Genomic DNA, 19,358 nt, shown 5'->3' with positions numbered 1-19,358 from the left:
CGGGGCCGGTGCCGTGATCCGTGATGCGCGCGGCTAGTCGTACGGATGCGACCGTGTGACACCGACCAGGCGACTCGGAGGCAGGCCGCGGACGCGTTTGAAGGCGTTGCTGAAGGCGAAGCCGTCGGCGTAGCCGACGCGCCGGGCCACCGAGGCGACCGTGGCGCCCGGCGTGCGCAGGAGGTCGGCGGCGATCGCCATCCGCCACTCCGTCAGGTAGACCAGCGGCGGCTGTCCGACCAGTTCGGCGAAGCGCCGCGCGAACACCGCCCGCGACATCCCCACCTCGGCGCCCAGGGCCGCGACCGTCCACGGGTGGCCGGGGCGTTCGTGCATCAGGCGCAGCGCCCGCCCGATCCGCGGGTCGGCCAGCGCCCGGTAGCCGGGCGGCGGCTCGGCGTCGGGCCGCGCGAACCACGACCGCAGGGCCCGCACCAGCAGCAGGTCCAGCAGCCGGTCGAGGATGACCTGCTGACCTGGCTCCTCGCGGTCGATCTCTACGGCCAGCAGGTCGAGCAGCGGCGCGAACTCGGGCTCCGACGGGATCACCGCCACCTCGGGCAGGGCCTTGAGCAGGCGCTCGGACACGTCGCCCCGCAACGGGTACTCGGCGGTGACGAACAGGTCGGAGCCGTCCGCACTGAACCCGTACGTACGAGGCCCGAGCACGAGGTCGTCCCGGGGGCCGTCGGCCGTCGTCCAGCAGCTGTCCGCGCCGTCGATCACGACCTGCGGCGCGGTGTCCGGCCGGTCGGCCACGGTGAACAAGCGCAGGCCCCGGACCAGCACCACGCCGCCCTCCCGCACGTGGACGGGCTCCGCTTCGTCACGGACGATCCAGGACTCACCGCGCAGCATCGCGCCCAGCGCCAGCGGGGCGGGGTCGCTGAACCGCACCGCCCACGGCGGCTCGGCGACCGACTGGCAAAAGACCGCGCCACGCGCCCGCACTCCCGCGAGGTAGTCCTCCAACAGATCCATGCCGAGACGATCTCACATGCGAGAAAGACACTTGGCCATGGATCGTCTCCAGTAGCACCTGATGTGCTGGCCACATGTCCGTTTCACCCATTCTCGTGCTCGGCGCCCGGGGCAAGACCGGCCGCCGTGTCGTCGCCAGACTCGACCACCTCGGCCACCCCTTCCGCGCGGCCTCCCGTTCCGGCGGGACGAGGCTCGACTTCGCCGACCGTGACACCTGGGGTCCGGCCCTGGCCGGCGCAGGCGCGATCTACCTCATCCCGATGAACGAGTCCGTGCCCGCCGCCACCGTGGTCGAGTTCCTGGGCGCCGCGTCGGAGGCCGGTGTCCACAGGGTGGTGCTGCTGTCGGCCCGTGGAGCAGGCGGAGCGGCGGACCCGTACCAGGAGCCGGTCGAGCTGGCGCTGCGCGCCACGGACCTGGAGTGGACGATTCTGCGGGCGGCCTGGTTCGCGCAGAACTTCAGCGAGGACATGTTCCTGGAGTCGCTGCTCTCCGGCGAGCTGGCGTTGCCGGCCGGCGAGGGCCGGGAGGCGTTCGTCGACGCCGAGGACATCGCGGACGTCGCGACCGCGGCGCTCACCCGGGACGGCCACGCGGGCGAGATCTACGAGTTGTCCGGCCCCGAACCGCTGTCCTTCCGCGCCGCCGTCGAGATGATCGCCGAGGCGAGCGGGCGGTCGATCCGCTACACGCCGCTCGAAAGATCCCAGTTCACCGCCGCGCTGGAGGCTCAGGGAGTGCCGGCGGAGGCGGCCGATCTGGTGGCCGAACTGCTGGGCAGGATCCGCGACGGCGTCGGCGACCACGTCAGCGACGGCGTACGCCGCGCCCTGGGCCGTGACCCCCGCCCGTTCGCCGCGTACGTGAAGACGGCCGCCGCGTCGCGAGCGTGGTCTGTCCGGTAATTCGGTTGCTCTCGCGGCGGGCGCTCTGGTGTGCTGGCCACGCCAGACGAGGGCGAAGAGGAGCGGAAATGCTGACGACTTTCATGTCCCCCCAGCGAAAGGACAGGTCTATCCGAGAGGGACATGACGTTCGTTGCGTACGCTCAATTTGGGGATCCTGGCGCATGTAGACGCCGGCAAGACCAGCCTGACCGAGCGGCTGCTGCACGCCGCCGGCGTCATCGACGAGATCGGCAGCGTCGATGACGGCAACACCCAGACCGACTCGCTCGCCCTGGAACGCCGGCGCGGCATCACCATCAAATCCGCCGTCGTCTCCTTCGCCGTCGGCGACACCACGGTCAATCTCATCGACACACCCGGCCACCCTGACTTCATCGCCGAGGTGGAGCGGGTCCTCAGCGTGCTCGACGGCGCCGTTCTGCTCGTCTCGGCCGTCGAGGGCGTGCAGGCGCAGACCCGCGTGCTCATGCGCACACTGCGCCGGCTCGGCATCCCTGCGCTCGTCTTCGTGAACAAGATCGACCGCCGCGGCGCGCGGTACGACGGCCTGCTGGATGACCTGGCCGCCAAGCTCTCCGTCCCGGTCGTCGCCATGGGGTCGGTCGCCGGGCTGGGGACGGCCGGGGCCTCGTTCACCCCCTTCGGAGGCGGCCAGGGGTTCGTCTCGCGGCTGGTCGACGTGCTCGCCGACCACGGCGACGAGCTGGTGGAGGCGTACGTCGAGGACGAGGACTCGATCACGTACGCCAGGCTCCGCGCCGAGCTCGCGGCCCAGACCGGTCAAGCGCTGGTGCACCCGGTGTTCTTCGGCTCGGCCATCACGGGCGCCGGCGTGGAGGCGCTGATCGCGGGCGTCCGGGAGCTGCTCCCCGCCGCCCAGGGCGACCCTGCCGAGCCGGTCTCGGGGACCGTCTTCAAGGTCGAGCGCGGCCCGGCGGGCGAGAAGATCGCGTACGTGCGGATGTTCTCCGGCGCGATCCGCACCCGCGACCGGCTGCGTTTCTCGGACGGACGTGACGGCAGGGTCACCGCGATCGGCGTGTTCGAGCAGGGCTCGGACGTCCGCCGCCAGGAGGTCGCGGCAGGCCGGATCGCGCGCCTGTGGGGCCTGGCCGACGTCCGCATCGGCGACGCGATCGGCGAGCCGGTGAAGGGCGCCTGCGAGGGGTACTTCGCGCCGCCGACCCTGGAGACGGTCGTGGTCCCCGCCCGGCCCGCCGACCGGGGCGCGCTGCACCTCGCCCTCGCCCAGCTGGCCGAGCAGGACCCGCTGATCAACGTGCGCCAGGACGACGTGCGCCAGGAGATCTCCGTCTCGCTCTACGGCGAGGTGCAGAAGGAGGTCGTCCAGGCGACGCTGCACGACGACTTCGGCCTCGACGTCACCTTCCGCGAGACCACCACGATCTGCGTGGAGCGGCCCGCGGGCACCGGCGCCGCGTTCGAGCTCATCGGCAAGGACCCCAACCCGTTCCTGGCGACCGTCGGCCTGCGCGTCGAGCCGGGGCCGCCCGGCGGCGGAGTGGATTTCCGGCTGGAGGTGGAGCTGGGCTCGCTGCCGTACGCGTTCATGCGGACCATCGAGGAGACCGTGCACGAGACGCTGCTGCAGGGCCTGCACGGCTGGCAGGTGATCGACTGCGTGGTCACCCTGACGCACACCGGCTACTACGCGCGGCAGAGCCACATGGGCGGCGGCTTCGACAAGAGCATGTCGAGCACGGCAGGCGACTTCCGCAACCTGACGCCGCTGGTGCTGATGAACGCGCTGAAGCGGGCCGGGACCAGAGTGTACGAGCCGATGCACCGCTTCCGGCTCGAGCTGCCCGCCGACACGCTCAGCGACGTGCTCCCCGTGCTGGCCCGGCTCGGCGCGGTCCCGCGCGCCCAGACGTCGTCCCTGGTCGAAGGGATGATCCCGGCGGCCAGGGTGCACGAGCTCGGACAGCGCCTGCCGGGGCTGACCCGCGGCGAGGGCGTCCTGGAGACCGCCTTCGACCGCTACCAGCAGGTACGCGGCCCGGTCCCGGAGCGGCCGCGCACCGACCACAATCCGCTCGACCGGAAGGAGTACCTGCTGCACGTCGTACGGCGCGTCTAGGATCCGTCCTTGTCGGAGTCGGCGGCGAAGACGATGGCGCCCAGGTAGCCGTCGCCGTCCTCGGTCACCTTCATGAGCATGCTGTCCTCGTAGATGTTGTCGTTGTCGTTGAACGTGTCCCGTCCCTCGTGCTCCGAGTACGGCGCCATCGCCATGATCTTGCTGTTCGCCGTTTCGTCGAACATGATCTGCGTGGTCAGCACGCGCTCGTTGCTGAAGTGGACCATGGCGTGGATGTGGATCGTGCGCCCGCGGTACCAACCCGGCCAGATGGTCGTGAACTCGACGATGCCGTCGCTGTTCGTGACCTGGGCGCCGCGCAGGTAGCGCTTGTCGTCGGTGGGCGTCAGGTCGGCCATGTCGCCGCCCCCGCCCGTCCCGCGGCTCGGCGGGGCGCCGGTGGGGGGATTGCCGCTCGGCGGATTGCCGGCGCTTCCGCCGCCCTGGCCCTGCGACGCCGCCTCCGCTCCGGAGTAGAGCCCGGCCGCGTCGCAGTGCCAGATCTCCACCACCGCGTTGGGCAGCGGCTTGCACGTCTCGCTGTCCTGCACCTTGATGGCGACCCGCAGCCGCGTGCCCTGCCTGTCCTCGCGGATGTCGCTGCGGACCTTGTCGGCGTCGAAGTAGTAGGGGCCCTGCGTCGTGGTGGCGGTCAGCGTGCAGGTGTTGGCGTCGGCGAAAAGGGCGGTGAGGTCCTTGGCCGTGGTGGCCTCCGGCGTGACGGTGGCCCCGGTGGAGGTGGTGACGGCCTGCGTCGTGCCGGAGTCGCCGCTGCAGGCGGCCAGGAGGCTGCCGAGCCCGATGGAGCTGATGCCTGCGAACAGCCGGCGCCGGCTGACGCGCTGCCCTTCGTGATCGTGTCCCACTGCGTCCTCTTCGGTGTGGTCGGGGGATGTTGTGCTCCACACCGTAGGGGTTGCTTCTTTGGTGTCTCCTTTGTCCTGGATGAAGTTCTCATGAGTGCGTGTCCGCCACCATGTGACATCAGTCGCTCGGGAGGCGCGGCCCGTGCCACTCGAACAGCAGGACCGTCGCGTCGTCCTCCAGCCGATCCTCGTGGTAGGCGAGGATGTCCTTGATCAGCCGGCGCAGCGTCTCGGGCACCGGAAGCCCGGCCGTGGAGTGCCGGATGATGAAGTCCACGAACCGCGCGACGCCGAACTCCGTGCCCTGGCGGCCGCCCGCCTCGATGATCCCGTCGGTGTAGAGCAGCAGCCGGTCGCCGCATTGGAGCTGCTCCTGGCAGGTGGTGACCGGCAGGTCCAGGCCGAACCCCAGCGGATGGGCGGGCGGGCACTCCAGTGTGGTGACCCACCGTCCGCCGCGGATCAGCACCGGGGGGTGGTGGCCGCGGTTGACCCAGGTCAGCATCCCCGTACGCAGGTCGAAGTCGGCCAGGATCGCGGTGAGGAAGCGCGCGCTGTCGCCGAACTCGCCGAGCAGCAGCGTCTCGATCGCCTGGCTGTTGCCGGCCAGGTCCATGCCCTGGCGGCGGTGGTTGCGGCAGGCCGTCATCGCGAGGTTTGCCGCGAGCCCGGCCGCCAGGTCGTGGCCCATCGCGTCGAAGATCGACAGGTGGACGAGGTGCTCGGCCACCGAGTAGTCGAAGGCGTCCCCGCCGATCTCGTACGCGGGCTCCATCACGCCGCTGATCGTCACCTCTGCGTTGGCGAACGTCAGCGGCGGCATCAGGTGCCAGAGCATCTCGGCGGCGACGTTCATCGGCCGGCTGCGGACGAGCCGGGCGTAGCAGTCGCTGTACGAACGCCGGCTGACGACGATGAGCGCCAGGAGCGAGGCGAGCCGGCGAATGGCGGCCTCCGTTTCGTCCTCGCGGGGAAACCTGGTGTGAATGCGCAGGGCTCCGAGGCGCTCGGTCCCGTCCATCAACGGAACCCACCAGCAGCTCATCCCGGATTCATTGCGTTTATGCAGGATGCGCACTTCTCGGAAGGCGCGCCCGCCATAGGTGGAGTCGATGCGCAGCTCGGCCGGCGGGTCGTCGGGGCCCACTGCCGCGCCCGGCGCCGCCAGCCGCCGCAGCATGTTCTGCTGCAGGTCGGCCAGGTAGATCGTCACCTCGTCCAAGCCCGCCTCGGGGGCGAACTCGGCCACTTTGCGAGGCAGTTGTTCGAGGGTGGCGCTGCGAATGGTCTCCAGCAGGCCGGTCATCATGCGTTGGAAGTCGTAGGGGCTGTCCATCGAGATTCATCGCCCAATTCGCCGTTTCTTGAGGCGATTATCCGCACCGTCCGTTATCGGGCGCTTCAAACGGTGGCATGGGCCCGGTTAAAGACTGAATCCAAGCCCGGCGGGAGGGCTCGGCGGGGTGACAGGTCCGTGACGGACAAGGGCCACTCCTGTCGAAAGCCTTTTCGGTGATATGAAACCGTGACCAAACGCTCGCTTGCTGATCAGCGGCGGTGCTCGACTGGAGATGCAGGTCAGCGCTTATGTACATGGTTGCAGTGCGCGATTGACAGGCCCCGTCCTCCCGATTTACGTTCCCGAAAACCTTTCAGGTTGACCGAGTCGTTCCGGATCAGTGATGTTAGCGCTAACACACCAAGGGGCACCCTCATGAGACGACGATGGGCAGCGGCCCTCGCCGCGGCACTCCTCGCCCTCCTCACCACCGCGCATCCCGCGCTCGCGGGCCCGCCGATCACCACCGCGATCTACACGGCCGACCCGGCCGCACTGGTCGTGGGCGACACCCTGTACGTCTACACCGGCCACGACGAGGCCCCGCCCGGCGGCACCAACTTCGTCATGCGCGACTGGCACGTCTTCAGCTCGACGGACGCCACCACCTTCACCGACCAGGGCGCCAAGCTCTCGATCTCCAGCTTCCCCTGGGCGGGCGCCGACGCCTGGGCGAGCGAGGTCGAGCGCGGCGCGGACGGCAAGTACTACTGGTACGTCTCCATCAACGGCAACGGCCCCGGCTGGATGAACATCGGCGTGGCCGTCGGCGACAGCCCGACCGGCCCGTTCCGTGACGCCATCGGCGGCCCGCTGATCAGCGACAGCACCCCCAACTCCTCGCCGCTCAACATCGACCCGACCGTGTTCAGGGACGACGACGGCCAGGTCTACATGTACTGGGGCTCCTACTGGGGCCTGCGGGCCGCCCGCCTCAACGCCAACATGACCTCGATCAACGGCTCGGTGATCACCCCGAGTGGCGTGTCGAACTTCTGGGAGGCGCCCTGGATGTTCAAGCGCAACGGGATCTACTACCTCGCCTACGCGGCCAACGACTCCGGCTGCTCGCAGCCCAACTACGCCTGCATCCGCTACGCCACCGCCAGCAACCCGCTCGGCCCGTGGACGCACCGCGGCGTCGTGCTCGACCAGGTGAGCTCGACCACGAACCACCCGGCGATCATCGAGTTCAAGGGCCAGTGGTACATGGTCTACCACAACGCCGGCGCTCCGGGCGGAGGCAACTTCCGCCGATCGGTGACGCTCGACAAGCTGTACTTCAACGCCGACGGCACCATGCAGAAGGTCGTCCAGACCGGCGGCCCGACCACGCCGGGCAACCTGGCGGCCAGTGCCACCCCGTCCACCTCGTACGTCTCGCCGTGGGAGACGCTCGCCGCGATCAACGACGGCTACACCCCGGCGAACTCGGCCGACCACAGCCACGGCGCCTACGGCAACTGGGACCACCGGGGCACCGAGTGGCTCGAATACCGCTGGCCCACCGCGCAGACCATCTCCAGGTCCGAGGTCTACTGGTTCGACGACGATCTCGGCATCGACCTGCCGGCCTCCTGCCAGCTGCAGTACTGGAACGGCAGCGCCTACGTCAACGTGCCCGGCTCCTCGGGCTGCGGCGTGGCCGCCAACACCTTCAACACCACGACGTTCACCCCCGTCAGCACGACCCGGCTGCGGCTGAACATCACCTCCAAGTCGACCCATTCAACCGGCGTGCTCGAATGGAGGGCCTTCTCATGAGACGTGCCTTAGCAGCCCTGTCACTCCTGGCGGCCATGGTCGTCGCCGGCCCGCCCGCGCAGGCCGACCAGACCATCGGCTACCCCACCTTCGGCGGCCCTGCCGTCCCCGCCGCCCCCGGCACGTACACGACCGGCAACATGATGCAGGCCATCTACGACGCCGAGAGCTCGGGCACCGACTTCTGGATGGACCGGCTGCTGGCCCGCCCCGGCAACGACCCCGCCGGCACCTGGCTCATGACGCGCGGGCGGGCGCTGTTCATGAAGACCCACACACCCGGCACGCTCGGATTCGCCGGGCAGGCGGCGTACTGGGAGAGCATCAGCAACAACAACGCCTTCACCGTCTCCGTCAGCCCCGGCACCTTCACCGAGCAGGTGAGCTCCCGCTGGCAGGCGCCCAGCCACTGGAAGAGCCGCCACACCAGCGGCTCGATCACCGTCAACCAGACGAAGTTCATCACCGAGAACAACGTCGCCGTGGCCAACCTGGCGATCACCAACGGCGGTTCCGCCTCGACGACGCTGCAGCTCAGGGCCACCTCGCCGTACGCCACCACAGGCAGCGGCAGTGAGCTGACCGGCCAGGTCAACGCCTACAACAACCTCACCACGATCTTCCCCCGGCTGACCGGCGACGGGTTCACGGTCTCCAGCGGCGGGCTCAACAGGTCCGTCACCGTCGCCGCCGGGGCCACCGTGACGGTCAAGGTCGTCATGGGCTTCGTCACCAACGAGATCCCGGCCTCCCGCACCGAGTACGACGCCTACGCCGGCTACACGCCCGCCACGGCGTTCGCCACCCACGTGCGCGCGTACAACAAGTGGTGGGCCGACAACGTGCCCTACACCGACGTGCCCGAGCCGGGCATCAAGAAGAACATCTACTACCGCTGGTGGCTGATGCGCTACAACCACCTCGACGCGGACATCCCCGGCCAGACCTTCCAGTTCCCCACCTCCATGGAGGGCGTGCTGGGCTACAACAACGCGATCGCGCTGACGCAGCCCATGCACATCGACGACCTCAAGTACCTGCGCAACCCGATCTACGCCTACGGTGACTGGCTGAGCGTCGGCCAGATCTCCAAGAACGGCCGCTTCCTGGACAATCCCGGCGACCCCGAGAACTGGTCCAACAGCTACACCCAGTACATCGGCGAGGCGGCCTGGAAGAGCTACCAGATCCACGGCGGCCAGCCCGCCATCGCCGCCAACCTGGCCCGCTACGCCGAGCAGGACGTCAAGGGCCAACTCGATTTTTACGACACTGACGACAACAAGCTCATCGAGTACGACTGGGGCGCCCTGACCGGCAACGACGCCGACGCCGTCTCCTTCCACTGGAAGCCGGGGCGCATGGACCGAGCCGAGGCCGCCTACCAGTACAGCGGGGCGCTGGCCGCAGCGCAGGCGTACGAGGCCATCGGCAACACCGCCAAGGCGAACGAGATGCGCACGCTCGCCACGCAGATCCAGAACGCCATCGTCAACGTGCTGTGGAACCCCGGCAGGCAGCTGTTCGAGCACCGGCTGAAGTCCACCAACGAATGGGTGCCGTGGAAGGAGATCAACAACTACTACCCGTTCGCCGTCGGCGCGATTCCCAACACCGCCACCTACAAGCAGGCCCTGCGCCTCTTCGACGACCCGGCGCAGTATCCGATCTTCCCCTTCTACACCGCCAACCAGGCCGACAAGGCGGCCTCGGGCACCGGCAGCAACAACTTCTCCACGATCAACTCCACCGTGCAGTTCCGACTGCTCTCCTCGGTGCTGCGGAACTACTCCAACGAGTGGATCGACACGACCTGGTACAAGAAGCTGCTCTACTGGAACGCCTGGGCGCAGTACGTCAACGGCAACACGCAGTGGCCGGACGCCAACGAGTTCTGGGCCGACTGGAACGGCTCCTCGATCACCTACCGCTCCTGGATCCACCACAACATCCTGGGCAGCAGCAACTGGACGGTCATCGAGGACGTCGCCGGGCTGCGACCGCGCAACGACGCCAAGGTGGAGCTCTCGCCGATCAACATCGGCTGGACCCACTTCACCGTCAACAACCTGCGCTACCGCAACGCCGACCTGACCATCGTCTGGGACGACCCCGCCGACGGCGTCGTCCGCTACCCCGGCGTGCCCGAGGGCTACTCGATCTACATCAACGGCAACCGGGCGGCCACCGTGTCGTCGCTGGTGCCGTTCACGTGGGACCCGGCCACCGGCGCCGTCACCACCAGCGGCACCGTCACGCACAACGTCGCCGTCCCCGGCCTCCAGTCGCCCACGCAGGTGAACCACAGCAGCGCCCGCATGGTCGACCTGCTCGCCAAGGCCGGCGTCGACCTGACCGCCAACCTGACGAACCTCGCCGCCGACGCCACCCCCACCGCCTCCACCACCGCCTCCGGCAGCTCCACGGCGGGGGCGAAGGACGGGTTCCCGATCAATGAGCCGTTCTGGGGCGGCACCACCGCCGGCCAGGACTGGTACGAGCTGAACTTCGGCGCGTCCCGCACGTTCAACGAGGTTCGGCTCTACTTCAAGGACAGCCGCCCGGCCAGCTCCACCTACCGGGCCCCGGCCTCCTACACCATCCAGTACCACAACGGCAGCGCCTGGGTGGACGTGCCCGGCCAGGCCAAGACCCCGGCCGCGCCGCGGGCCAACTACAACGTGGTGCAGTTCTCCGCCGTCAGCGCGCAGCGGATGCGGGTGCTGACCACCGCCGCCTCAGGGGCCAGGACCGGGCTCACCGAGATCAAGGTCTTCAACCGGGGCGGGGTCCAGCCGGAACCCAACCCCAACCTCGCGCTGCAGGCCACGCCGTCGGCGTCGTACACCTCGTCGTGGGAGAGCGTCGCGGCCGTCAACGACGGGATCGACCCGCCGTCGTCGAACGACACCGTGAACCCGCGCTGGGGCTGCTGGCCGGAGACCGGGCAGCAGTGGGTGGACCTGACCTGGTCCTCGGCCCGCACGCTCAACCGGGCCGAGGTGTACTTCTTCGACGACGACCAGGGGATCGACATGCCGGCGTCGTGGAAGCTGCAGTACTGGAACGGCAGCGCGTACGTGGACGTGCCGGGCGCGTCGGCGTACACGCTGACGAAGAACGCCTACAACAACGTCACCTTCACCGCCACGAACACCACCCGCCTGCGGGTGCTGCTCACCGGCAACGGCAGCAGCTCCGTCGGCCTTCTTGAGGTCAAGGCCTACGGGACGTGAGCCGCGGGGGCGCGTCCACGGGGCGCGCCCCTTTCCCCGGTATCGAGTAGGCACTTTCTCACTTCCCGTGATGTACCCCGGCGGAATCCGGCAAGCTGCTCTCGGAACCGGGTTCGATCGGGTGAGGATCACGATGGCAGGTAAGTGGCAGGCGGGGAACCTCCCCTCGGAGCTGACGAGCCTGGTGGGCCGCCGCACCGAGCTGGACGAGATCCGGCGGGCCTGCCGCCGCTCCCGCCTGGTGACCCTCACCGGCGTCGGCGGCGTCGGCAAGACCCGGCTGGCGCTGCGCACCGCGGCCGACCTGCGGCCCGAGTTCTCCGGCGGGGCCTGGCTGGTCGAGCTGTCGCCGCTGGACGACGGCGTGCTCCTGCCGCACGCCATCGCTGGGGCGCTCCGGCTCACCGACCAGACCACCCGGCCGATGACCGACGTGCTGGCCGAGCACCTGTCCGGCCGCGAGGTGCTGCTCGTGCTCGACACCTGTGAGCACCTCGTCGACGCCTGCGCGCACACCGTCGAGACGCTGCTCGCGGCCGTTCCCGGGCTGCGCGTCCTCGCCACGAGCCGCCGCCCGCTGGAGGCCGCCGGCGAGCTGGTGTACGTCGTCGACCCGCTGCCCGTGCCCACCGAGGACGCCAGGGACGTCGCCGGACTGGACGCGGTCGCCCTGCTCGCCGCGCGCGCCGCCGACAACGTGCCCGGCTTCACGGTCGCCGAGCACAACCAGGCCGCCGTGGCCCGCCTGTGCCGCCGCCTGGAAGGCATCCCCCTCGCCATCGAACTGGCCGCGGCCCGGCTGCGCGACCTGCCCGTCGAGGCCCTGGCCGACCGGCTCGACGACCGGTTCGCCACGCTGGAGACCGGCGCGGGCGCGGCCGCCCCGCCGTGGCACCGGGCGCTGCGCACGGCCGTCGGATGGAGCCACGAGCTGTGCGAGCCCGCCGAGCGGCTGCTGTGGGCGCGGATCTCGGTGTTCGCCGGCGACTTCGATGCCGAGGCCGTCCGGCAGGTGTGCGCCGACGAGCGGCTGCCGGAGGCCGACGTCGGGCTGCTGCTCGACTCGCTGGCCGACGAGTCGATCCTGACCTGGCTGCCGACCGGCGCGGGAGAGCGCTACCGCATGCTCGACACGCTGCGCGAGTACGGCGCCGGCTGGCTGCGCGTTCTGGGCGAGGAGCAGGAGCTGCGGCGGCGGCATCGCGACCACTACGTGGCGCTGGCCGCCCGCGGCGCCGCCGGCTGGCTCGGCCCGGGCCAGGCGTCCTGGTACGACCGCATGATCGCCGAGCACGACAACCTGCGGGCCGCGCTGGAGACCGCGCTGGCCGAGAAGGACGCCCGGACGGCCGTTTACCTGGCCGGGACCCTGGTGTTCTTCTGGTTCGGCTGCGGCCACGTCAAGGAGGGCCGCCACTACCTGGGGCAGGCGCTGGCCCTCGACCACGAGCCCGGCCCCGCCCTCGTCCAGGCGCTGTGGGCCGACGGCCTGCTGGCGGCCACCCAGGGGGACGCGGACCTCGCCGAGGCCAGGGCCGCTCAGTGCGAGGCCGCCGCCGACCCCGGGGGCGCTTACGCCGAGACGTGCGCCAGGGCGCTCAGGGCGTCCGCCGGCGTCATCCGCGGCGACGTGCCGCAGGCGATGAGGGAGTCGGAGCACGCCTACCGCACGCGCTGGAGCGATGAGGGCCCCACGCTGGCCGGGCTGCAGGGGCTGCTGTGCCGCGCCCACGCGCTGACCGTGGACGGCCGCGTGGAGGAGGCCATCGGTGTGCTCGACGACCTGCGCGCGCTGTGCGACCAGTGCGGCGAGCAGTCGATGCGCTCCCACGGCGACCTGCTGCGCGGGCAGGCCGAGCTGGCCCGCGGCCACCTCGACGCCGCCGTCGCCTACGGCCAGGCGGCCCTGCGGGCCAAGCGGCGGCTGCACGACAGCTTCGGCATCGGCCTGACCGTGGACCTGCTGGCCGTCGCGGCGAGCGCGGCGGGGCGGGCCGAGCGCGCCGCGCGGCTGCTCGGCCTGGCCAAGCGGATCTGGAGCACGCACGGGCGGGCGCAGGCAGACGTGCCCGCCTGGGTGGCCGCGCGGGCGGAGTGCGAGCGGCAGGCCCGCGGCACACTCGGCGACGACGCCTACCGCGAGGCCTTCCGCACCGGCTTCAACAGCGACATCGAGGCCGGACTCGCGTTCGCACTGGAGCCCGAGGGCCTGACGAACGGCCGCTGACCGCAGCGCTGCGGCGGATGACGACCTCGTCGCCTCCGCCCCTTCCCGGCCTCCCCTCAAGGGACCCGCACGAAGTGCGGCTTTCCCCAAGGAAGAGCTCCGCCGAGGACGGCGGTGGCGGGCAGCCAGGGCCAGGCGTGGTGAGGTGCGGGAATGGGGGCTAATCGGCGGCGACGGCCTCGATCTCCAGGAGCCAGCGGCTGTCGTAGATCTCGGCGATGATCACCGTCAGGGCGGGGCGGTGGCCGCCCAGGATCTCCCTGCGCACCGCTCCGTTGACGTCCGCGTAGCGGCGATCGGACAGATACGTGGTCACCTTGACGAGGTTGGACACGTCCATGTCCGCGGCCCGCAGGGCGGCCAGGATGTTGCTCCAGACGAGCCGGCACTGGGACTCGAAGTCGTCCGGCACCTTGCCGTCCCGGGTCTCGGGGATCTGGCCGCTCACGAACAGCAGCTTCGACGCGCCCTCGACCGCGAGGGCCTGGGTGTAGCCGCCCTGGGGCTCGGGCGCGTCGAGCGGATCGATGCGGGTGTACGTCGTCATGCGATCTTTCTACCAGCCCCCGCGCCCGCCGGGACCAGGGCCTTCAGAGCCTTGGCCGGGTGGATGCGCGTGTGCGGGGACGGGGTCCAGCCGGCGTCGGCGCCGAGCGTCGTGCCGTTGGCGGCGTTGTACGCGCCCACCAGGTCGGTGGGCACGCCGTCCACGAGGTTGTCCTCAGCGGTGATCGCCGTGCCGCCGAACACCGTCAGCACCTTCGCCGCCGCGATGCCGTCGAAGGCGTTGCTCTCGGCGTAGACCTTCGAGCCGAAGCCCACGCCGATGCTGTATCCGTGCGTGGCGCCGCCCGTGTAGTAGTTGTTGTACACGTGGACCTGGCCGAAGCGGACCCGGGGAGCGCGTTGTCCCAGGCCCTCGAAGTAGTTGTGGTGCAGCGTGACCTTGAGCTTGTCCGCCTCGCCGTAGCGGGCCGGGTTGTCGGTGTTGCCGATCAGCGTCACCTTGTCGTGGCCGCTCAGGTGGTTCCAGGAGAGCGTCACGTAGTTGGAGCCGCGGACGACGTCGAGGAGCCCGTCGTGCACCTGGAACGGGCGGCCGAAGTACGACGGCTGGCCGGAGTCCGGGTTGTCGCCGTCGTTGAGCGTGTTGTGGTCGAGCCAGACGTGGGTGGAGCCGGAGACCTCGACGTTGTCGAACGACGCGTTCCAGTTGCCCTCCGCGCCGTCGGTCGGGTCCCACTGCGGGAAGCAGTCGGAGGTGTCGGTGATGGTGAGGTTGCGGACGATCACGTTGTCGGCGTTGCTGATCCGCAGGCCGAAGCTCTTCAGGGCGGCGTCGCGGCCCAGGCCGACGATGGTGACGTTGGAGCCGATCGCGACCGTGACATGCTGGGCCATCTTGTTGTACGACGCCCGCCGCGCGTCCTCCAGCGGGCCCGACGGCACGCTGGTCCTGCCCCATACGGCCGGGTCGTACGCGGCCAGGTAGGCGGGCAGGCTGTAGCCGTTGACGGCGTAGTCGGCGCAGGTCAGCGGGGCGCCCGAGTCGGAGGTGTCGGCGTCGATCCCGCCCTTCAGGTAGATGATCTTGGGGGTGTTGTCGGCGGGGTCGCCGAGCGCCGCCCGCAGCTGCGCCCTGGTCGACACGACGTGCACGTTCTCGGGACGGGCCGCCGAGCCGCCCGTCGTGCCGGTCGTGGCCGCCGCCCAGCCGTCGTCGCGGAGGAGGACCTCGCGGCCCAGCCGGTTCGGCTCGGGGCGTGGGTGGTGGCGGCGGACGGGGTTCCAGCCGTCGCTTCCCGCCAGGTACCTCTCCGGCGTGAAGGCGGCGGCCTGCTCGGCGGTGAGCTGCGGCCGGTCGTCGTTGACGGTGGCGCCGGGGCCGTGGTTCCGGTATTCGGACAGGCGGGCCTCCCGCCAGTTCAAGCCGGACATGTCGGTCCAGGGCGCGTCCTTGATCTGCTGCCCCAGCCATGACTCGCGCACCAGCACCTGCCCGCGGGCCGTCGCCGAGCCGCCGGCCGGCCACGGGCGGCCCAGATGGACCGTGCGGGCCGGGGCGTTGCTGGTCAGGTGGCTGCGGTAGATCAGGAAGCCGTACGGGTTGCTCAGCTCCGTGCTCGCCGCGGTGACGTAGCCGTTGTTGTCCGCGCTGCCGCGGTTGAGCGCCTTGATCACGCAGTTGTCGAAGACGGCCGTGGCGCGGCCGAAGATGAAGTCGACGTCGCCCTCCACATAGCAGTCGCGGAAGTACTGGCGGGCGACCGTGGTGGCGGAGGGCGTGTTGGCGTAGAGCGTGTCCTGGTTGCCGATGAACCTCACGTTCTCGTACACCTGCCGGTCGCCGGTGGTGCGCACCGCCACGGCCTGGCTGTTGCCGTGCGCGGCCTCGTCGTAGGCGTTCTCGAAGGTGAGGTTGCGGGCGGTGAAGTCGGGGGCGCTGATCACGTACGAGGCGCTGCCCGACGTGCCGTAGGTGCCGGAGCCGTCCGGTTTGGGGGTGGAGGCGGAGACGTCGAACGTGAGCACCACCTCGCGCGGGTCACGCGTGTCCCCGACCAGCGAGATGTGCGGCTTGTCGGCGGGGATCACCACCTGCTGCCTGTACGTGCCCTTGCGGACGAGGATGGTGACCGGTCGCTTGTTGCCGGAGGGCACCGCGTCCACCGCGGCCTGCACGGTGGCGTGGTCGCCGGTGCCGTCGGCCGCGACCACGATCGTGGCGGCGTGATGATCGGCCACCGCGGGGGTCGCCATCAACGAGAGGAGTAAAAGAAGTCTCATATGCGACCTCGCCCAGTGGTGCGGCAATCGGTTGCATGAAACGGTGACGTAATGGCGCTGGCACGTCAACGGATGCAGTAAAACTGCACCACTTCTGCAACAAACGGTTGCAGCGCTCATTGACGGGCGAACCACGCGGGCTCTACAGTCCGCCTGATATTTATCGGCATGTTTCTGAAACTTTCATTGGGAGCACCGTGCGCACCCTTCGAGCCCTGGTGGCCGCCGCCCTGTTATGCCTCGTGCCGGTGCTTCCCGCGCACGCGGCGCCCGACATCACCTACGACTTCGAGGACGGGACGACGCAGGGCTGGGGCCCACGCGGCGACGGCGTCTCCGTCGCTGTCACCACGGACGCGGCCCACGGCGGGACGAGCGCCCTCCTCACGACAGGCAGGACCGCGAACTGGCACGGTGCCTCGATCGCCCCGCCGTTCGTCAAGGGCGTCACCTACCGGGTGACCGCGTACGCCCGGCTCGTCACCGGACAGCCGGCCAGCACGATCGCGCTCACCGTGCAGCGCACGCCCACCGGAGGCGAGACCACGTACGAGCGGGTCGCTGCGGCCACCGTGACCGACGGCGAGTGGGTGCGGCTCGCGGGCACGTATCTCTTCAGCGCCGACTCCACCGACCTCCAGCTCTACGCCGAGAGCTCCGACCCCACCTCGCAGTACTACCTCGACGACATCGTCATCAGCCCGCAGGGCGACCCCACCCGCGAGCCGATCAGCACCGACTTCGAGGACGGCACCACGCAGGACTGGTCGCCGCGCGCCGCCGCCACGCTCGAGTCCAGCACCGCCGCCGCCCACGGGGGCGCCCGCAGCCTCGCGGTGACCGGCCGGTCGGCCTCCTGGGACGGGCCCGCGATCAACGTGCTCGGCAGGATGGGCAAGGGCGACAAGTACGCCCTGTCCGTGTGGGTGCGCCTCGGCCCCGACACCGCGTCGGGCCGGCTGGGCCTGTCGATGGAGCGGCGGAGCGCCGGAACGCCCACCTATGAGCGCATCGTCCCGCCCAAGGACGTGCCGGCGGGGCAGTGGGTGCAGCTCGCGGGCACGTACACGCTCGCCTACGACGTGGACTTCCTCAGCGTGTACGTCGAGTCCGACAGCGGGGCCTTCCCCTTCCACCTGGACGACTTCACGATGACGTACGTCGCGCCGAAGCCCATCCAGACCGACATCCCCGCGGTCAAGGACAAGGTGCCGTTCGTCATGGGCTCGGCGCTCACCAGACCCGACACGCTCGGCGTGCACGGCGAGCTGCTGGCCAGGCACTTCAACGGCATCACCCCCGGCAACGAGCTGAAGTGGGACGCCACCGAGCCCCGGGAGGGCGAGTTCGCCTTCGCCGACGGCGACCACCTCGTGGACTTCGGCGTCGAGCACGACATGACCATCCGCGGGCACACGCTCGTCTGGCACAGCCAGACCCCCGCCTGGGTGTTCGAGGGCGCCGACAAGGAGACGCTGCTGCGCCGCGTGGAGAACCACGTTCGCACGCTGGTGACCCGCTACAAGGGCAAGATCTCGGCCTGGGACGTCGTCAACGAGGTCATCGACGAGAACCAGCCGGACGGGCTGCGCCGCTCCAAGTGGTACGAGATCGCCGGTCTCGACTACATCCGCACCGCCTTCCGCGTCGCCCGCGAGGCCGACCCGGACGCCAAGCTGTTCATCAACGACTACAACACCGAGTTCCCGCGCAAGCGAGAGGCCCTGTACGCCCTGGTCAAGCGGCTGAAGGACGAGGGTGTGCCGATCGACGGCGTCGGCCACCAGCTGCACCTCAACATCGAGCAGCCGCCGGCCTCGTACGTCGAGGACACCATCGAGCGCTTCGCCACGCTCGGCGTGGACCAGCAGGTCACCGAGCTGGACGTGAGCATCTACACCGACTTCGTCTCCTCCTACCCGTCGATCCCGCCGGAGCTCCTGGCCGAGCAGGGACACCGGTACAAGGAGCTGTTCGACGTCTTCCGGCGGCAGGCGGGCAAGCTGAGCTCGGTCACCGTGTGGGGCGGGTCCGACGACGTCAGCTGGCTCAACACCTGGCCGATCCCGCGGCTGAACGCGCCGCTGCTCTTCGACCACGACCTGCAGGCCAAGCCCGCCTACTGGGGCGTCGTGGACCCGTCCAAGCTGCCGCCGCTCGTGCGGAAGCTGGAGGCGCCCGCCGGGACGGTCAAGGTGGACGGCAGGCGGGACCTGCAGTGGGACCTGCTGCCGGACGCGCCGATCGCCCGCGTGGGAAACGTGTCCGCCGCCTTCCAGGCCCGCTCCGCCTCCGCCGGCCTGTACGTGCTCGCGGAGGTCACCGACCCGACCGTCAACGCGACGGACCGGGTGACGTTCACCGTGGACGGCACCTCGCACACCGTCACGCGGTCCGGCGGGCCCAAGGCCGCGGTGAAGCGGACGGCGACCGGCTACCGCGTCGAGGCGCTGGTCAAGAAGGGCACGGACGTCGACGTGACCGTGCGCGACGGGTCCACGACGACCTCGTGGACCGGCAAGGTGACCGCCGTCCCCGCCGTCAAGCTCACCGCCGCCGCCCACCGCACCCCCGTGCTCGACGGCGTCGCCGACCCCGTGTGGCGGGCCGCGCCGGAGATCATCACCGCGACCTGGATCCAGGGCAGCACGGGCGCGACCGCCCGGGTCAGATCCTTGTGGAGCGGCTCCACGCTGTACGTGCTCGCCCAGGTCGCGGACCCTGACCTGAGTGAGCAGTCGGCCAACCCCTGGGAGCAGGACTCCGTCGAGATCTTCGTGGACCCGGGCAACGGCAAGACGAAGGGATACACGGACGACGACGGGCAATACCGGGTCAGCTTCTCCGGCCGCCTCACCGTCGGCGGGACCTTCGACGCGGCCGGGGTGAAGGACAATCTGTCGGCCGTCGCCAAGGTCGTGCCGGGCGGCTACGTCGTCGAGGCGGCGATCAAGCTGCCGACTCTTCCGTTGGCGGAGGGGACGTTGCTCGGCTTCGACGTGCAGGTCAACGACGCCACGGGCGCGGCTCGCACCGCCGCGGTGACCTGGAACGACAGCACCGGCCGCAGCTACGTGGACACCAGCCACTGGGGCGTGCTCCGCCTGGCCTCGTAACGCCCCTGAAAGATGGTGCTCCTGGCAGGT

The 19,358-nt window shown here is 70.1% G+C and carries 11 protein-coding genes; 6 read left to right on the top strand and 5 right to left on the bottom strand.

Translation table 11 applies throughout. The annotated features are described in order from the left end of the window. Positions 1-33: 33 nt before the first annotated feature. Positions 34-981: an AraC family transcriptional regulator gene (locus ID574_RS18495; RefSeq protein WP_188190113.1), complete on the bottom strand. Its 948-nt coding sequence runs from the start codon at positions 979-981 to the stop codon at positions 34-36. Between the two features lie 74 nt (positions 982-1,055). Here ID574_RS18495 and ID574_RS18490 point away from each other — a divergent pair, with 74 nt between their 5' ends. Together ID574_RS18490 and ID574_RS18485 are read left to right on the top strand one after the other, a co-directional pair. Beyond that, complete coding sequence (locus ID574_RS18490; RefSeq protein WP_188190112.1) at positions 1,056-1,889, top strand: NAD(P)H-binding protein; 834 nt, start codon at positions 1,056-1,058, stop codon at positions 1,887-1,889. Between the two features lie 133 nt (positions 1,890-2,022). After that, a complete protein-coding gene (locus ID574_RS18485) occupies positions 2,023-3,993 on the top strand; it encodes an elongation factor G (protein WP_188190111.1) in 1,971 nt (656 codons plus the stop codon). Here ID574_RS18485 and ID574_RS18480 read toward each other — a convergent pair. Further along, a complete protein-coding gene (locus tag ID574_RS18480) occupies positions 3,990-4,859 on the bottom strand; it encodes a dioxygenase family protein (RefSeq protein ID WP_188190110.1) in 870 nt (289 codons plus the stop codon). The two genes, ID574_RS18485 and ID574_RS18480, sit on opposite strands and share 4 nt — an antisense overlap. A 118-nt stretch (positions 4,860-4,977) precedes the next feature. Continuing rightward, entirely contained in the window at positions 4,978-6,195 is a 1,218-nt protein-coding gene (locus ID574_RS18475) for a PP2C family protein-serine/threonine phosphatase (protein WP_223166825.1), read from the bottom strand. Between the two features lie 378 nt (positions 6,196-6,573). On the opposite strand from ID574_RS18475, the gene ID574_RS18470 reads away from it, so the two are divergent. The 3 genes from ID574_RS18470 (at position 6,574) to ID574_RS18460 (ending at position 13,425) form a co-directional block, all read left to right on the top strand. Then, positions 6,574-7,962: a glycoside hydrolase family 43 protein gene (locus ID574_RS18470; RefSeq protein WP_188190109.1), complete on the top strand. Its 1,389-nt coding sequence runs from the start codon at positions 6,574-6,576 to the stop codon at positions 7,960-7,962. Continuing rightward, positions 7,959-11,198 carry an MGH1-like glycoside hydrolase domain-containing protein gene (locus ID574_RS18465; RefSeq protein WP_188190108.1) on the top strand — a complete coding sequence of 1,080 codons (3,240 nt, stop codon included), beginning with the start codon at positions 7,959-7,961 and terminating at the stop codon, positions 11,196-11,198. Before ID574_RS18470 ends, ID574_RS18465 begins: the two co-directional genes overlap by 4 nt. 133 nt (positions 11,199-11,331) lie before the next feature. Further along, positions 11,332-13,425, top strand: a complete 2,094-nt coding sequence (locus ID574_RS18460; RefSeq protein WP_188190107.1) for an ATP-binding protein — start codon at positions 11,332-11,334, stop codon at positions 13,423-13,425. 160 nt (positions 13,426-13,585) lie between these two features. Here ID574_RS18460 and ID574_RS18455 read toward each other — a convergent pair whose 3' ends face one another. Then, positions 13,586-13,972 carry a RidA family protein gene (locus ID574_RS18455; protein WP_188190106.1) on the bottom strand — a complete coding sequence of 129 codons (387 nt, stop codon included), beginning with the start codon at positions 13,970-13,972 and terminating at the stop codon, positions 13,586-13,588. Further along, on the bottom strand, positions 13,969-16,185 hold the full coding sequence (locus tag ID574_RS18450) for a pectinesterase family protein (RefSeq protein WP_188190105.1): 2,217 nt from the start codon (positions 16,183-16,185) through the stop codon (positions 13,969-13,971). The genes ID574_RS18455 and ID574_RS18450 overlap by 4 nt, the downstream gene beginning before the upstream one ends. 224 nt (positions 16,186-16,409) lie before the next feature. Between ID574_RS18450 and ID574_RS18445 the strand changes: the two genes are divergently transcribed. Continuing rightward, positions 16,410-19,328, top strand: coding sequence for an endo-1,4-beta-xylanase (locus ID574_RS18445; RefSeq protein WP_188190104.1), 2,919 nt, complete (start codon positions 16,410-16,412; stop codon positions 19,326-19,328). Positions 19,329-19,358 lie beyond the last annotated feature (30 nt).

Source organism: Nonomuraea sp. SYSU D8015, assembly GCF_008065375.1.
Classification (GTDB): Bacteria; Actinomycetota; Actinomycetes; order Streptosporangiales; family Streptosporangiaceae; genus Nonomuraea.
The sequence above is the reverse complement of the archived record's forward strand: the minus strand, read 5'-3'. Positions and strand labels throughout refer to the sequence as shown.

Excerpts from the sequence above, each read along its gene's own strand:
- ID574_RS18495 (WP_188190113.1), bottom strand. The coding sequence starts at position 981 with ATGGATCTGTTGGAGGACTACCTCGCGGGAGTGCGGGCGCGTGGCGCG.
- ID574_RS18490 (WP_188190112.1), top strand. The coding sequence starts at position 1,056 with ATGTCCGTTTCACCCATTCTCGTGCTCGGCGCCCGGGGCAAGACCGGC.
- ID574_RS18475 (WP_223166825.1), bottom strand. The coding sequence starts at position 6,195 with ATGGACAGCCCCTACGACTTCCAACGCATGATGACCGGCCTGCTGGAG.
- ID574_RS18470 (WP_188190109.1), top strand. The coding sequence starts at position 6,574 with ATGAGACGACGATGGGCAGCGGCCCTCGCCGCGGCACTCCTCGCCCTC.
- ID574_RS18465 (WP_188190108.1), top strand. The coding sequence starts at position 7,959 with ATGAGACGTGCCTTAGCAGCCCTGTCACTCCTGGCGGCCATGGTCGTC.
- ID574_RS18460 (WP_188190107.1), top strand. The coding sequence starts at position 11,332 with ATGGCAGGTAAGTGGCAGGCGGGGAACCTCCCCTCGGAGCTGACGAGC.
- ID574_RS18455 (WP_188190106.1), bottom strand. The coding sequence starts at position 13,972 with ATGACGACGTACACCCGCATCGATCCGCTCGACGCGCCCGAGCCCCAG.
- ID574_RS18450 (WP_188190105.1), bottom strand. The coding sequence starts at position 16,185 with ATGGCGACCCCCGCGGTGGCCGATCATCACGCCGCCACGATCGTGGTC.